15 protein-coding genes are annotated in these 13,691 nt (G+C 58.4%); 5 read left to right on the top strand and 10 right to left on the bottom strand.

Going from position 1 to position 13,691, the window contains the following annotated elements:
• Nucleotides 1-35 precede the first annotated feature (35 nt).
• Entirely contained in the window at nt 36-404 is a 369-nt protein-coding gene (locus tag AC27VJ_RS18860; RefSeq protein WP_488685309.1) for a gamma-butyrobetaine hydroxylase family protein, read from the bottom strand.
• A gap of 180 nt (nt 405-584) precedes the next feature.
• Between AC27VJ_RS18860 and moaA the strand changes: the two genes are divergently transcribed.
• From moaA to mobB, 5 genes are all read left to right on the top strand, one after another.
• Nucleotides 585-1,574: a GTP 3',8-cyclase MoaA gene (gene moaA / locus AC27VJ_RS18865; RefSeq protein ID WP_488685404.1), complete on the top strand. Its 990-nt coding sequence runs from the start codon at nt 585-587 to the stop codon at nt 1,572-1,574.
• 134 nt (nt 1,575-1,708) lie between these two features.
• Nucleotides 1,709-2,611, top strand: coding sequence for a DMT family transporter (locus AC27VJ_RS18870; RefSeq protein WP_488685310.1), 903 nt, complete (start codon nt 1,709-1,711; stop codon nt 2,609-2,611).
• Nucleotides 2,608-3,834, top strand: a complete 1,227-nt coding sequence (locus tag AC27VJ_RS18875) for a multidrug effflux MFS transporter (RefSeq protein WP_488685311.1) — start codon at nt 2,608-2,610, stop codon at nt 3,832-3,834. The genes AC27VJ_RS18870 and AC27VJ_RS18875 overlap by 4 nt, the downstream gene beginning before the upstream one ends.
• A complete protein-coding gene (gene mobA / locus AC27VJ_RS18880; protein ID WP_488685312.1) occupies nt 3,831-4,463 on the top strand; it encodes a molybdenum cofactor guanylyltransferase MobA in 633 nt (210 codons plus the stop codon). The genes AC27VJ_RS18875 and mobA overlap by 4 nt, the downstream gene beginning before the upstream one ends.
• Nucleotides 4,460-4,972: a molybdopterin-guanine dinucleotide biosynthesis protein B gene (gene mobB, locus AC27VJ_RS18885; protein ID WP_488685313.1), complete on the top strand. Its 513-nt coding sequence runs from the start codon at nt 4,460-4,462 to the stop codon at nt 4,970-4,972. The genes mobA and mobB overlap by 4 nt, the downstream gene beginning before the upstream one ends.
• A 54-nt stretch (nt 4,973-5,026) precedes the next feature.
• On the opposite strand, the gene AC27VJ_RS18890 is transcribed toward mobB, so the two are convergent.
• From AC27VJ_RS18890 to AC27VJ_RS18930, 9 genes are all read right to left on the bottom strand, one after another.
• Nucleotides 5,027-6,640 (bottom strand): peptidoglycan DD-metalloendopeptidase family protein, encoded by a 1,614-nt coding sequence (locus AC27VJ_RS18890; RefSeq protein ID WP_488685314.1) that lies wholly within the window; start codon nt 6,638-6,640, stop codon nt 5,027-5,029.
• Nucleotides 6,641-6,938: 298 nt separating this feature from the next.
• Nucleotides 6,939-7,592, bottom strand: a complete 654-nt coding sequence (locus AC27VJ_RS18895; protein ID WP_488685315.1) for a protein-L-isoaspartate(D-aspartate) O-methyltransferase — start codon at nt 7,590-7,592, stop codon at nt 6,939-6,941.
• The gene (surE, locus tag AC27VJ_RS18900) at nt 7,589-8,365 is read right to left on the bottom strand and encodes a 5'/3'-nucleotidase SurE (protein WP_113088280.1); all 777 of its coding nucleotides are present in this window, start codon (nt 8,363-8,365) and stop codon (nt 7,589-7,591) included. Before surE ends, AC27VJ_RS18895 begins: the two co-directional genes overlap by 4 nt.
• A 253-nt stretch (nt 8,366-8,618) precedes the next feature.
• Nucleotides 8,619-9,902 carry a serine--tRNA ligase gene (gene serS, locus AC27VJ_RS18905; RefSeq protein WP_488685316.1) on the bottom strand — a complete coding sequence of 428 codons (1,284 nt, stop codon included), beginning with the start codon at nt 9,900-9,902 and terminating at the stop codon, nt 8,619-8,621.
• A 92-nt stretch (nt 9,903-9,994) separates the two neighbouring features.
• Nucleotides 9,995-10,807, bottom strand: coding sequence for a twin-arginine translocase subunit TatC (gene tatC, locus AC27VJ_RS18910; RefSeq protein WP_113088282.1), 813 nt, complete (start codon nt 10,805-10,807; stop codon nt 9,995-9,997).
• Nucleotides 10,804-11,688, bottom strand: a complete 885-nt coding sequence (gene tatB, locus AC27VJ_RS18915) for a Sec-independent protein translocase protein TatB (RefSeq protein WP_488685317.1) — start codon at nt 11,686-11,688, stop codon at nt 10,804-10,806. Before tatB ends, tatC begins: the two co-directional genes overlap by 4 nt.
• A gap of 61 nt (nt 11,689-11,749) precedes the next feature.
• A complete protein-coding gene (locus AC27VJ_RS18920) occupies nt 11,750-11,971 on the bottom strand; it encodes a twin-arginine translocase TatA/TatE family subunit (RefSeq protein WP_113088284.1) in 222 nt (73 codons plus the stop codon).
• A 157-nt stretch (nt 11,972-12,128) separates the two neighbouring features.
• A complete protein-coding gene (gene scpB, locus AC27VJ_RS18925; protein WP_488685318.1) occupies nt 12,129-12,860 on the bottom strand; it encodes an SMC-Scp complex subunit ScpB in 732 nt (243 codons plus the stop codon).
• Entirely contained in the window at nt 12,850-13,680 is an 831-nt protein-coding gene (locus AC27VJ_RS18930; RefSeq protein WP_488685319.1) for a segregation and condensation protein A, read from the bottom strand. The genes scpB and AC27VJ_RS18930 overlap by 11 nt, the downstream gene beginning before the upstream one ends.
• Nucleotides 13,681-13,691: the final 11 nt, after the last annotated feature.

Below are 13,691 nucleotides of genomic sequence, written 5' to 3' on the forward strand. Positions count from 1 at the left end.
TGTCACTCCTGTCCCTGTCTGAAATAATGTTCCTGCTAACGGATTCTGGGCTCCCGGCTCAAGCCTTTTTCCGCAAGTTCCCCCTCATAGGCCGTGAACAGTGTGTCACCCCGCTCGCCCAGCTCCAAAAGATACTTCCATGTATAGATGCCACTGTCATGACCGTCATCGAAAGCAATGCGAACGGCATAATTGCCGGTGGCGACGAGGGAGCGAATAGTGACGTTCTTTTTGCCCGGCACGGTGATCTTCTGGCCTGGCCCATGTCCCTGCACTTCCGCCGAGGGAGACAACACCCGCAGCATCTCTGCGGGCAGGTCGAAGGATGCGTCATTGTCGAATGTCACGACGAGATGTTTCCTGTCTTTCGACACCCGCAGTTCGGTTGGCCAGGGCTCACTCATTTTTCATTTCCGTCGCATGATAATATACTGCACACTTATGACCTTGCCCGTCCGTGGGCAAGCCACTACATGAAGGCATCAGGCCACACGCACATCATAGAATGCAATGGAGATTTCAGCTTGAACAGCTTCCTCGGATCGCTCCCCAAAGCGCAATCCCTGACGGAAAGCACTGCCCCGATGGTTGACCCCTTCGGCCGGGCTGTAACCTACCTGCGCGTCTCCGTGACAGACCGTTGCGATTTCCGCTGCACCTACTGCATGTCGGAACACATGACCTTCCTGCCCAAGAAGGATCTTTTGACGCTGGAAGAGCTGGATCGACTCTGTTCCGCCTTCATTACCAAAGGCGTGCGCAAGATCAGGCTGACGGGCGGTGAGCCGCTGGTGCGCAAGAACATCATGCAGCTGGTGCGAGATCTCGGTCGCCATGTTCAGGCAGGCACGCTGGACGAGCTGACGCTGACCACCAACGGATCGCAGCTGGCCACCCATGCGGCCGAGCTGTTCGATTGCGGCGTGCGGCGTATCAATGTCTCGCTCGACACGCTCGACCCTGACAAGTTCAAGCAGATCACCCGCTGGGGAGATTTCTCCAAGGTGATGGGCGGTATCGATGCGGCGCTCAGTGCTGGCCTTAAGATCAAGCTGAACGCCGTCGCACTCAAGGATTTCAACGAGCATGAAATCCCCCAGCTCATGCAGTTCGCTCATGAGCGCGGCATGGACCTCACCGTCATCGAAACCATGCCGATGGGTGAAATCGAGGAAGACCGCACGGATCGTTATCTTCCACTGTCACAGGTCCGGGCTTCACTGGAAGAACAGTTCACGCTTGATGACATCGGCTACCAGACCGGCGGCCCGGCCCGCTATGTCTCGGTGAAAGAAACCGGCGGCAGGCTCGGCTTCATCACGCCGATGACCCATAATTTCTGCGAAAGCTGCAACCGCGTGCGACTGACCTGCACTGGCACGCTCTATATGTGCTTAGGGCAGGACGATGCCGCCGATCTTCGCACGGCGCTGCGAGCCTCCGATGACAATGCGCTTCTGTCGCAAGCAATTGACGCTGCGATCCTTCGCAAGCCCAAGGGTCATGACTTCATCATCGACCGCACCCACAGGCGTCCAGCCGTTGCGCGCCATATGAGCGTGACCGGCGGTTGATCGGGCTTTATTCAAGTCTGCTGAAATTATTCGATTGAATTCCCAATAGCAGCGTGCCACCCATTCAATGTAAGAGGAGTGGGCGGAGTCGTACGATGTGCATCGACGCCGTTTCGTATCTGGGATTTGGAATAATGGCATTGACGGATAATACGCGCGGCGCGTTGCTCATGGCGCTCGCGATGGCCTGCTTTACGGTCAACGACGCATTCACCAAATCCGTCACCCCCTACATCAACACAGGCCAAATCCTCTTCGTGCGTGGCCTCATGACCTGCGCTCTGGTCTATATCATCGCCCGTCATATGGGTGCGTTGAGGCCGCTGAAAACCATTCTTCGGCCCATCATCCTGCTGCGCTGTCTGTGCGAAGTCGGCGCCTCCATTCTGTATCTTCGCGCGCTGGCGACCATGGGTTTCGCAAATGTTTCCGCCATCATGCAGTCGCTGCCGCTGGCGGTGACGCTGGGAGCGGCCATTTTTCTGCGCGAGCCTGTCGGCTGGCGGCGCTGGACAGCGATCCTTGTTGGCTTCGTCGGCGTGCTCATCATTCTGCGGCCCGGTCCGGATGGTTTTACAACAGCAGCGCTGCTGGTGGTCGGCGCCGTCTTCGTCACGGCGGGACGTGATCTTCTGACACGGCGCATGTATACGGACATTCCGTCGCTAACGGTGACGATGACCACCGCTGTCGTCAACACGCTATTCGGTGCAGCGCTCATCATGCCCTTCGGCGGCTGGCAGCCGATGGATGGTTATGTCTGGTCACATCTCTTCGCTGCCGCCATTCTGGTCGTTGTTGGATATCAGGCGGTTATTCTGTCCATGCGCAGCGGCGATATCGCCTTCGTCGCACCTTTCCGCTATACGAGCATGATCTGGGCTTTTTCAATCGGCTATTTCGTGTTCGAAGACAGTTTGAATTCATGGATTTTGCTTGGCACGGCCATCATCGTCGCGTCCGGCCTTTACACATTCTATCGTGAAAGCAGGCGTCATCAGCCGCCGCTTGCGAAGACGTCTACGAGAATACAATGAAGTCCGTTCGTTTCCTCGACAGATCGACGCCACCGCATATCGGAACGCTTGTTCTGGTGTCCGGCGTTGCGGCGCTCTGCATGAATATCTTTCTGCCCTCGCTTGCGGCGATGGCGGTGTATTTCGAGACCGATTACGCGGTCATGCAATTTGCCGTATCAGGTTATCTGGCCGCCACAGCGGTTGTGCAACTAATCATCGGCCCGCTATCCGACCTCTTCGGTCGCCGTCCCGTTCTTCTGGGCGCTCTTGTGATCATGCTGATCGCAACTGTGGTTTGCGCTATTGCTCCCAACATCACCGTCTTCATGATTGGACGTCTGTTTCAGGCCGTCATTGCCTCGGGCTTCGTTCTATCCCGCGCCATCGTTCGCGACATGGTGCCTGCGGATCGTGCCGCCTCGATGATCGGCTACGTCACCATGGGCATGTCCGTGGTTCCCATGGTCGGCCCTACGATAGGCGGCTTTCTCAATGATTTTTCGGGCTGGCAGTCCAGCTTTTTCCTTGTCGCCTCATGCGGCGCGGCGATGCTGTGCCTGGTCTTTTTCGATCTGGGCGAAACCAACCGTCAGAAATCCGCAAGCTTCTCCGCCCAATTTCAGGCGTGGCCACAGCTTTTACGCTCCAGTCGCTTTTGGGGCTATGCGCTCACCTCCACCTTCACCTCCGGCCTGTTCTTCTCCTTCCTCGGCGGCGCGCCCTTCGTTGGCAGCGTCCTTTACGAACTGACGCCAGCCACACTCGGCATGCAGTTCTTCTTCATGGCGGGCGGCTACATGCTCGGCAATTTCCTGTCCGGTCGCTACGCGCAACGCGTCGGGATCGCGCGGATGATGGTGACCGGAAATGGCATCTCCACCATCGGCATCATCGGTGCCATAGCCCTGCCCCTTCTTGAACTGAACAGCCACTATGAGTTCTTCCTGCCGCTCGCGCTGATCGGTATCGGAAACGGCGTCACTCTGCCCAGTGCCAATGCAGGCATGGTCAATGTCCAGCCGCATCTGGCCGGTTCCGCATCGGGCCTGGGAGGCGCATTGACGATTGGAGGCGGCGCTGGTCTTGCTGTGCTGGCCTCATCTCTTCTATCGAAAGAAGCTGGGACCACACCGCTCCTGCTGGTCATGTTGATCATCGCCGCTCTTGCCCTTACGGCAAGCGCTTACACCGGCATGCAGGAACGCAACCACCGGAACAGCATGCAGCAAGGCAAAGCATGAGCAGCATTGAAAACACCCTGCCCGGCCTCATTCTGGCCGGTGGCCTTTCCCGACGTATGGGAACGAACAAGGCACTGAGCTTGCTGGGTGGCCAACCGCTGCTGTCGCATGTCATCGAGCGCGTTGGACCACAGGTTTCCACACTGGCCTTGAATGCGCCTGAGAGCTGGGCTGAGGTATTCGGCTTGCCGCTGGTGCCAGATACCAAGGCCGGTCATGCGGGACCGCTGGCGGGCGTGCTGGCCGGTATGCGTCACTTCGCTACTCACGCTCCGCAAGCGACACATTTCCTGACTGTCCCGGCAGACAGCCCTTTCTTCCCGGCTGATCTTTCATCGCGGCTTGCGGACCATATTACCGGCGACAATGCCATCGTCATCGCAGCCTCCAGCGGCCATGTGCATCCAGTCTTTGGGCTATGGCCCATCTCCATCGTTGACGATCTGGAGCACTGGCTGGCGGATGACAACAACCGCCGCATTCGCAGCTTTCTGGCGCGGCATTCCACGCTTGGCGTGTCCTTTTCTCCCGTCGAGAGTGCCACGGCCTCCATCGACCCGTTCTACAACATCAACACGCCGGATGAGCTTGCGACGGCGGAGGCGTTTTTCAAGAGTATGAATGCATGACCCAGAAAGTATTCGGTATTTCCGGCTGGAAAAATTCGGGCAAGACCGGTCTTGCCGTTCGCATCGTTACCGAGCTCACGGCACGCGGTTACCGCGTCTCCACCATCAAGCACGCGCATCATGATTTCGATATCGACAAGGTCGGCGCCGATAGCTGGCGGCACAGGCAGGCGGGTGCGCATGAAGTCACCATCGTGTCCGGCACCCGCTTTGCCATCATGCACGAGCTTCGGGGTGGGCCGGAGCCATCCTTCGAGGATATTCTGGCGCGGATCGCACCCTGCGATCTGGTTCTCATCGAGGGCTATAAATACGAGCCTGTTCCCAAGATCGAGGCCCGTAGGCTGGAAGCGGCCAAGACCGAGCCCTTAGCGCCGACCGATCCGCATATCGTCGCCATCGCCTCCGACCATGCCGTGCCGGATACCGCGCTGCCAGTGTTCGATCTGGACGACACGGCAACGATTGCCGACTTCATCGAACGATCGGTTGGGCTGACCAGACCCTGAAACGTGAAAAAGCCGGGCGTTGACCCGGCTTTTTCGACCCTTGAGACGCAATACCTATTCAAGGAAAGAGGATGGGTTCACCGGCGTTGCATCCTTGCGGACTTCAAAGTGAACCTGTGGACGCTTGGCGCTGCCGGTCATGCCTGAAGACGCAATGGTCTGGCCGCGCTGAACCTTCTGGCCACGCTGCACGTCAAGGCTGGCGGCGTTGCCGTAGACGGTGACGCGACCGTCGTCGTGGCGGATCAGAACCGTGTTGCCCAGCTGCTTCAAGCCATTGCCCGAGTAGATGACGACACCGTTTTCTGCAGCCTTGATCGGCGTACCCTCAGGCACGGAAATGTTGATACCATCGTTACGGCTGCCATCGACGTTTTCACCGAAGCCGGAGATAACGGCACCACGAACCGGCCAACGATATTTGCCGATGCCCGTGGATTCTGGTGCAAGCGATGCCATGTCGGACTTCTTCTCGACGTCGCTGACGCTGGCTTCAGCAGCAGGTGCCTTTGGCATTTCGGCCTTGGCAACGGCTGGTGCCTCCACCGGCTTGGTTGCTGCTGGCTGCGCCGCTGGCTGATGCTGAACGGAAGCCGTCTTGATGCCATCCGTGCCTGCACCCGGGATTTTCAGCGTCTGGCCGATACGGATGTTGCCGTCGGTGATGCCGTTGGCAGACTTCAGATCAGCAACAGAAACGCCGTTTGCACGGGCAATCTTCGCGAGGCTGTCACCGGTCTGAACCTTGTAGCCGCCGGTCGGAGGAAGTGGCTTGCCGCCTGGAGGCGTCAATTTTCCGGCTTCTGCCGAGGCCTTGTCACGCGCTGCATTCTGCGAAGGCAGCACGGCTACGTTCTGCTCAGGACCGCGCGTTGGCGCTGGACCGTTGTTGTTCTTGCTCAGATCGATATTGCCGGAAGCAGCGCGGGCTGCATTGCGGGACTGACCGAACTTGGGAATGATGACCGACTGGCCAGGTGTGGCGGCGGAGGCGCTGGAAAGGCCGTTTGCCTGAAGCAGAGCCTTCTCAGGAACGCCGTAGCGCTTGGACAGTGTCGCAATCGTTTCGCCGGACTTCAGCGTAACCGAAGAGGCGCCATCCGTGTGCCAGCCATTGCCATCGGCCTTGATCGAGCCGGTGGACAGGTTGTCACCGCTGCTGGCAGGAACGCGGGCCGATGCCACCGACGGCGCCGAATTTGCCGTGGCAGACGGGAATGGCTGCGCCATTGCCTGACTACGCGTGGATGGATCGCGATTGGTTGCTGGCGACGGAGCGGCAAGCTCTGAGCGCTGGATAGGCGCAGAAGACGAAGCCGTACGTGCCGAGGATGGCTGAACCGAACCGTAGCCGCCGTTGGAAGCGGGGTAAGGCTGGTTCATTGCCGAATTCCGGGCAGAATTCTGGTTCGCATAGCCACCCTGCGGCGCAGACGATGCATAACCACCGCTATTCACATCACCCTGCGGGACAGGAGCCTGCCCGTAAGCGCCACCGGCTGTGCGGTTTGGAATGGATGCGGTCGTCATTTGGTCCGGTCCACTGGAGAAGAGGCCGCCAAATCGCGTGGCGTCCGAGCTACAACCCGTTGCGACGCTTGCCAGCAATGCCGCTGCGAACATCTTTGCGATTGATTTTCCGATTTTAGGCGAATTACTCATACGCATGACTCGATCTACACTGACGCCAACCGCCGAATCGAACCCCGATCCGGCTGGAACAACACTCTGCAAGGCCCCTCTCCCGAGACGGGAAAACCATGCGTTGATGGAGATCATTAAAGCGCGTTAGTGTTACCACGCCGTTAAAACGTTAAGGCGTTGCGATAATTTTTGACTCTTCGATAACCATGCTGCGGCCCAAAACGGACCGAAAATCAGCGTAACGACCAATAAAATAATTGTAAATCAATGACTTATAAAAATTCTGCTTTCGTTCCGTTTCGGTGCACAGAATTGAATTTTGTCAGAGGTAGCGCGCAATATGCGTTTCCATGGGCAGATAGGGCGTCTCGAACAGTTCTTCCCGCTCGAAACGGCTACCGGTCTTGGAAAACCGGGTCATCACGCAGCGCCCGTCCTCCAGAATGATCGGCGCAATCATCATGCCGCCCGATACGATCTGCTCGGTGAAGAAGCGCGGCATGGCGGTAAAGGCCGCCGTGGAAATGATTCGGTCAAACGTACCCTCGCCCACCAGACCGTTGCTTCCGTCCGCCTGCCTGATCACCACATTGCGGATGCCGAGATCATCCATCCGGTTTTGCGCCAGTTGAACCAGCGTCTTGTAACGGTCGATGGACACGACACGCTCAGCGCGTTTTCCCAGCACAGCCGTCATGAAACCACTGCCGGTGCCGATCTCCAGCACGCGCTGACCCGGCTTGACCTGAAGACGGTGAACCGTCTTCACCGCCATATCGGCGCTTTCCATGAAGGCACCGCAATCGATAGGAATGGTGCGGCTGGAGTAGGCTTCCGCCGCAAATTGCGCTGGCACGAATTGCGAGCGCGGCGTCTGCTCAACCGCCGTCAACAGGTCGATATCGGAAATGCCTTCGGCTCTCAACCGCAGCACAAGGGCTGCAAAGCCCTCTTTCTCGACCATTGCTGATTTCAATCTTTCACTCCAAGCCCAAGCGCCGCCGCCACGCGATCCTTCACCGTGTAGTCCGTCAGGTCAAGCTTGAGCGGCGTGACCGAAATCTGGCCATCCTTGACGGCATGGATATCCGTGCCTTCGCGGAAATTGCCCAGTCGCTCTCCGAAACGCAGCCAGTAATAGGGAAGGCCGCGACCATCCTGGCGCTGATCGACAGTCAGACCGAAATCGAGCTTGCCCTGTTCGGTGACGCTCACGCCCTTCACATCGGCAGGCGCACAATTGGGAAAATTGAGATTGAGGAAGGTTTCGCTGGGAAGATCGACATCGATCAGCTTGCGAATGAGATCGGGCGCAAAAGCCTCTGCCACTTCCCATGGCACGACGCGTTCGGCGTGGCCGGTATATGCGAAGGCCTGGCTCAGCGCGAAGGAACGGACACCCTGCAACGTGCCTTCGATGGCACCGGCAATGGTGCCGGAATAGGTCACGTCATCAGCCATGTTGGCACCGGCATTGACGCCCGACAGGATGAGGTCAGGCTTGCCTGGCAACACTTCGCGTACACCCATGATGACGCAATCGGTGGGCGTGCCGCGCAGCGCATAATGCTTGTCGGAAATCTTGCGCAGACGCAGCGGCTCGGACAACGTCAGCGAATGGGCAAGGCCGCTCTGGTCCGTTTCAGGTGCCACGATCCAGACATCGTCGGAGATGGTGCGAGCGATACGCTCCAGCACCGCTAGCCCTTCGGCGTGAATGCCATCATCATTCGTCAGCAATATCCGCATGGTGTTCTCCCGTTGTCACGTTCTTCATTGCGGAGTTCAAAACGGTATCCGCCCATTTCTTCTCCCCGCCGGGGAGAAGGTGGCCCGTAGGGTCGGATGAGGGGGCAAGGCTTGCCGTACCCATCTACCGTAGCCCCCTCATCCCGCTGCCGCGACCTTCTCCCCGGCGGGGAGAAGGCGGTCATAAGCACGCTGGCAATCCATACAACGAACGCTGATGTCTGAAGCACGAGGATAGAGAAGTGCTTTACCCTCAAGCCGCCTTTTCGATCCGCGTCAGACCGCCCATGTAAGGCAGCAGCACGTCCGGTATCGTCACCGAACCATCATCGTTCAGGTAATTCTCCAGAACCGCGATCAGGCAGCGCCCTACAGCCGTGCCGGAGCCGTTGAGCGTGTGGACGAACTTCGTCGCCTTCTCGCCCTTGGCGCGGTAGCGCGCATCCATGCGCCGTCCCTGGAAATCACCACAGACCGAGCAGGACGAGATTTCGCGGAAGGTATCCTGACCGGGCAGCCAGACTTCGAGATCGTAGGTCTTGCGTGCGCCAAAGCCCATGTCGCCGGTGCACAGCGTCATGGTGCGGAAATGCAGGCCGAGACGTTTCAGCACTTCTTCGGCGCAAGCCGTCATACGCTCGTGCTCTTCGATGGCGCTTTCAGCGTCCGTGATCGACACGAGTTCGCACTTCCAGAACTGATGCTGGCGCAACATGCCGCGCGTATCGCGACCGGCAGAACCGGCTTCCGAACGGAAGGATGGCGTCAAAGCGGTAAAGCGCAGCGGCAGCTTTTCCTGCTCCAGAATTTCGCCAGCGACGAGGTTGGTCAGCGTGACCTCGGCAGTCGGGATCAGCCAGCGGCCATCGGTCGTCTTGAACAGGTCCTCGGCAAACTTCGGAAGCTGGCCCGTGCCATACATCGCTTCATCGCGCACCATCAGCGGCGACGATACTTCCGTGTAACCATGTTCCGAAGTGTGAAGGTCGATCATGAACTGGCCGAGTGCACGTTCCAGACGCGCGATCTGGCTTGTCAGCACCGTGAAGCGCGAACCGGAAAGCTTGGCAGCACGGTCGAAATCCATGTAGCCGAGCGCTTCACCGATTTCGTAATGCTCCTTGGCAGCGTGGTTCCAGCCGGGCTTCTGACCAACGACGCGGGCGACCACATTGTCATGCTCGTCCTTGCCCATGGGAACGTCATCAAACGGCAGGTTGGGGATGCGCGACAGGGCATCGGTCAACTCAGCCGAAACCTGACGATCCTCTTCCTCGAGGCGCGGCATGCTGTCCTTGATGTCGGCGACTTCCGCCTTCAGCTTTTCGGCCAGTTCCCTGTTCTTCTGTGCCATCGCCGCGCCGATTTCCTTGGAGGCGGCGTTGCGGCGGGACTGCATGTCCTGCAGGGTCTGGATGACGGAGCGGCGCTTTTCATCGAGCGCAATCAGGCTTGCGGATTGCGGCTCGGCATTGCGACGGGCAAGGCCTGCATCGAAAGCTTCAGGGTTTTCGCGTATCCATTTAATGTCGTGCATCTTGGTTCCAGACCGTAATTTGCATCATGTTTTGAAAAACAAAACGCCGGGACGAATGGCCCGGCGTTTGAAGAAGGTCCTGACGAAAACCGTCAGTCGTCACTGGAATTTTCAAGCTCACGGCCTGCATTTTCCTCAGCGCGCTTCTTCTCCACGAGTCGAGCCAAATGTATGGAAATCTCGTAGAGAAGGATTGCAGGCAACGCAAGACCGATTTGGGACATCGGGTCCGGCGGTGTCAGCACGGCAGCCACGACGAAGGCACCGACAATCGCAAATTTGCGTTTTTCCTTCAGCCATTGGCTGGTCAAAAGGCCGACGCGTGCCAGCAGCGTGGTGACAACAGGCAGCTGGAACACCAGACCGAAGGACAGCACCAGCGTCATGATGAGGCTGAGATATTCCGACACCTTCGGCATCAGCGAAATCGCAACTTCACCATCCTCAGGCAGCTGCTGCATGGCAAGGAAGAACCACATGACCATGGGCGTGAAGAAGAAATAGACCAGCGCACCGCCCAGAAGAAACAGCAGCGGAGACGCGATCAGGAACGGCAGAAAGGCCGCACGTTCATTCTTGTAAAGCCCGGGTGCCACGAATTTGTAGAGCTGCGAGGCGATGACCGGAAAGGAGATGACCAGCGCGCCGAACATGGCGACCTTGATCTGCGTGAAAAAGAATTCCTGCGGCGCGGTATAGATAAGCGAGGACTTGGCAACATCCAGCCCGGCCCAGATCACCGCCCATTTGTACGGGATGACCAGCAGGTTGAAGAGATGCTTGGCGACGGCGAAACAGGCGATAAAGGCTACGAAGAATGCACCGAGCGACCAGATCAGTCGCGTGCGCAGCTCCATGAGGTGTTCGATAAGCGGCTGTGGCTTATCATCGGTTTCCCCACTCATGCTTCACCCTTCTTGGCCTTGGCCGTCTTCACTGTTTTGGCAGGCGTTGCCGCCGCCGTCTGTTCCGTATCGGTCTTTTTCACCATCGCCTTGGCCTTCTCGACCATGGGCTTTCCAGCCTCGACCGTTGCCTTTGCAGCCTTCACCCGGGAAGCCTTTGCGGCAACGTCGGTCAAGGCGGCAGGCTTGCTGCTTTTCGGCGCAACAGGCTTTGCATTGGCGGATGTCACCGCTTCCGTTTTAGCGGAAACAGTTTTGGCCGCACGCTTGGGCTTTGCCGCGACCGTTTCGGCCTCCACTTCCTGAGCGGACTTGGCAGGCGCGCGTTTGCGCACAGCTTTCGGCTTCTCGGAAGGTGTAGCCGATGGCGCGACTGCTGCGGTGGCGACAGCTGATGGTGCGACGGACGCGGGGACCGTGGTCGGTGCCGCGGTGGCTGGGCCAGTGGCAACGCCAGCTGCCACAGATGCAGCTTCCGTAGCAATCGCAGGCGGACCATCCGGCAGCTTCATCTCTGGCTCAGATAGGCTGACCGAAGGTGCACCGGCGGGTGCGCTGGTTGCCGCAGAACCTGGCGGCGTCGTCGCGCCCTGAAGATCGGAGCGGATTTCATTGCCCAGCTGGCGAAGCGGGTTCATCGCATCGCGCAGCGAATTCGTGGGGTTGAGATTGCGCACATCGGAAATCGTCTGGCGCACGTCGTCCATGTCAGCCTCTTTCAAGGCCTCATCGAACTGAGTGCGGAAATCTCCCGCCATCTTGCGCAATCCCGCCATCGTCTTACCGAAGGCGCGGATCATGGGCGGCAAGTCTTTTGGGCCAACGACGACGATCAAGACGACCGCAATCACCAGCAACTCGCTCCAGCCGATATCAAACATCACAAAGCTCCTGACACGCCTAAGGGTGCGGCCCGATTTTCAACCCGCGCCGCAAGATCGATTACTTGATCTCGTCAGCCTTGTGGTCGACCGTCTTGGAATTGACGTTGCTGGTTGGGTCTGCTGCTGGCGGTGGCGTATTGTCTTCGTCAGCCATGCCCTTTTTGAAGCTCTTGATACCCTTTGCAACATCGCCCATCAGTTCCGGAATCTTGCCGCGACCGAAAAGGACCAGCACGATGACCAGAACGATTAGCCAATGCCACACACTAAAAGAACCCATAACGCAAACTCCCTGAATTTTGCTTTGATCCGATGTAAGACGTTTGCGGAGGTTTTTCAAACACCAAAATGGCTATCAACAAACGATAAGACACTATAAATCCGCTGGTTGCCAAATGTTGGCAACTCTTTGTGATGACGGCAACAATAGAATGCGCTCAGCTTTCCGGCTCGTCGCCGCTGGGTGCCAGCAGCCCGAGTTCTTCCAGATCGAGCTGCGTGATCGGATCTTCATCCTCGGTCAGCTCATCATTCATGGATGGCAACGGAATGCCGAAGTTGGACGGGATGCGGCCAGAAAGCAGCCCTGCCCCCTTCAACTCATCCAGCCCCGGCAGATCGCGCAGTTCTTCCAGCCCGAAATGATCCAGAAACTCCACCGTCGTTCCCATGGTCACAGGGCGACCCGGCGTTCTGCGCCGCCCGCGAAACCGCACCCAGCCCGCTTCCATCAGCACATCCAGCGTGCCGCGCGATGTCTGCACGCCCCGGATTTCCTCGATTTCCGCGCGCGTTACCGGCTGGTGATAAGCGATGATGGCCAGCACTTCCAGAGCAGCCCTCGAAAGCTTCTTCGGTTCTTTCTCATCCATGCGAATGACGAAGGACAGATCGCCGGCCGTACGAAAGGCCCAGTTTCCGCCGACCTGAATAAGATTGACACCGCGCTCGGCATAGACGCCCTTGAGCTTCCACAGAAGCGCCGCAACATCGATACCCTTCGGCACACGCTCGGCAATGAAGGCTTCGGACACGGGCTGCGCAGAGGCAAAGATCAGGGCTTCAGCAATGCGCTCGGCGTCTTTCAGCTGCCGCTCGGTGACCGTGGGTTCGAATCCCACCCCATCTGTCACGACAGCATTATCATCCGCATCCAGTTCACTCGACATCACGTGTCCTTTCACGGCCAGACCCCTTGCGCATGAAAATCGGCTGGAACGCGCCGTCCTGGCGAATCTCCAGCGATCCCTCGCGCACCAGTTCCAGCGAGGCGGCAAAGGCACTCGCCATCGCGGTTGCGCGCATGGCAGGGTCGGCAACATATTGCAACAGATAGCGATCCAGCTCCGTCCACTCGCCGATTTCGCCCAGCATGGAAGTCAGCAACTCGCGCGCATCGACCAGCGACCAGACATCCCGTTTTTCAATGGTCACCTGAGTGATGGCTTGGCGCTGACGCAAATTGGCATAGGCGCTGAGCAGATCGTAAAGACTTGCCTCGAAGGAGGAGCGGCTCTTGTGCGGAATGTGCTCAGGCGCACCGCGGGCAAAGACATCACGGCCCAGTTGATTACGATTGACCAGACGCTCCGCCGCCTCGCGCATGGCTTCCAGACGCTTCAGCCGGAAGGCCAGCGTTGCAGCCATTTCCTCACCGCTCGGGCCATCATCCTTGCTTTGCTGAGGAATAAGCAGCTTGGATTTGAGGAAGGCCAGCCACGCCGCCATGACCAGATAATCGGCAGCCAGTTCGATGCGTACGCGCCGTGCCTGCTCCACGAACACGAGATACTGTTCGGCCAGCGCCAGTACGGAAATGCGGGAAAGATCGACCTTCTGCGTGCGGGCAAGATGCAGCAACAGATCGAGCGGGCCTTCAAAGCCCGCCACATCGATCATCAATGCTGCTTCACCGGTGGCTCGCTCTGGCTTGATATCCTCCCAGAGCTTTTCCATCGGCGCGCTGCCGCGCGATTTATCTGCCGCCATTCATTCGTCCA

The organism is Agrobacterium sp. 20P9.1.2, from assembly GCF_057799395.1.